We start from the raw sequence: 1,569 nt of genomic DNA on the forward strand, positions 1-1,569 counted from the left end.
GATGATCGGCGTGTGGGCCGAGCGGCGGTGGCGGCGGATCAGCGCCGCCGTCTCGAAACCGTCGATGTCGGGCATGTTGACATCGAGCAGGATCACCGCGAACTCGTGCTTGAGCACCTCGCGCAAGGCCTCGGTGCCGGAGCGGACCGTGATCACGTTCTGGTCCAGCTCCTCCAGCACCGTCTTGAAGACCAGCAACTTCTCTTGCAGGTCGTCGACGACGAGGATGTTCGCGCGTTCGACCGGCGCGCCGGCGTCGTTACTGCTCATGGTGTCACCGGCAGAGCCAGCCTCTCAACACTGCGAGCAGGTTCATCGGATCGACCGGCTTGGACAGGTAGTCCCAGGCGCCCGCCTCGATGCACTTCTGCCGATCGCCCTTCATCGCCTTGGCGGTCACCGCCACCATCGGCAGCTCGCGCCCCCGCGGCAGTTTGCGGATCTCTTTCATCGTCATGATGCCGTCCATCTCCGGCATCATGATGTCCATCAGCACGATGTCAATCTCGGGGTCGGCCTCGACCAGGCGGATCGCCTCGCGGCCGTTGTCGGCCGAGACGATGATCATGCCGACCTCGTCGAGCACGGTGGCCAGGGCAAAGATGTTGCGCATGTCGTCGTCGACGATCAGCGCCTTCTTGCCCTTCAGCCCATTCTGCGCCGCCAGGTCTTCCTCGATCTCGCGCCCTTCCTGCTCCGACAGCAGGCCCGGCCCGCGGTGCAGCCAGAAGGCGATGTGGCCACGCAAGCCTTTGAGCGAATCGGCCTCGCGCTGGCCATAGCCACCGCGGCTGCGGCCCCAGGGCGACGCCTCAGACCGATGCTGGCGGTACAACACGACCGGCAGCTGGCAGACGCTGTGCCGCTCGGCGATGGCGTCGAGGACGTCCTCGGGCCCGAAGTCGGCGACCGCGTCGTCGACCAGCACGCAGTCGGCGTCCATCAACAAATGGCGGGCCTGGCCAGCATCGTCGGCCACCAGCGGCTGCACGTCGGATTCCAGCTCGTCGACCAGTTGGTCACGCAGCGGCGACGGCGGCATCACCACCACCAGACGCTTGACCGGCCGCTCGATGTAGTTGAACAACTCGTCGATCGCCGCCTTGGCCTCGTCGGCCGATTGCAGCGGCTTGGACAAGAAGCCGATCGCGCCGGACTGCAACGCGCGGTCGCGCGCATCGTCGGTCGACACCACACAGATCGGAATGTGGCGCGTCGCCATGTCGGCCTTCAGCCGGTCGAGGATGCGCCAGCCCTCCATGTCGGGCAGGTGGATGTCGAGCGAGATCACGCTCGGGTGGTACTCGCGCGTCATCGTCAGCGCACTGGCCCCGGTGCCGGTGACCAGGCCCTTGAAGCCGCTGGCGCGCGCCGACTCGAGCATCACCTTCGCGAAGCCGAGCTCGTTCTCGACGATCAGCATCACCCGGTCGCCGGCACCGATGTCGTCGCGGTCGTCGTTCGCATCGTTGGCAAAGACCACCGGTGCCACCGCGTCCAACGGGTCAGTGTCGAGCAACGGCAGCGGAAGGCGCTCGCGCTGCGGCGCCGGGCGCACCGGTGCTTCCA

General features: G+C 66.8%; 2 protein-coding genes. Both read right to left on the bottom strand.

From position 1 onward, the window contains the following. A partial coding sequence (locus tag AC1DYI_RS35145; RefSeq protein WP_477208725.1) for a response regulator occupies nt 1-270 on the bottom strand: 270 nt, incomplete at its 3' end. A gap of 4 nt (nt 271-274) precedes the next feature. Further along, on the bottom strand, nt 275-1,569 hold a 1,295-nt coding region (locus tag AC1DYI_RS35150; RefSeq protein ID WP_477208726.1), incomplete at its 5' end, for a response regulator.

The organism is Ideonella sp. P3_A4 (assembly GCF_056403075.1).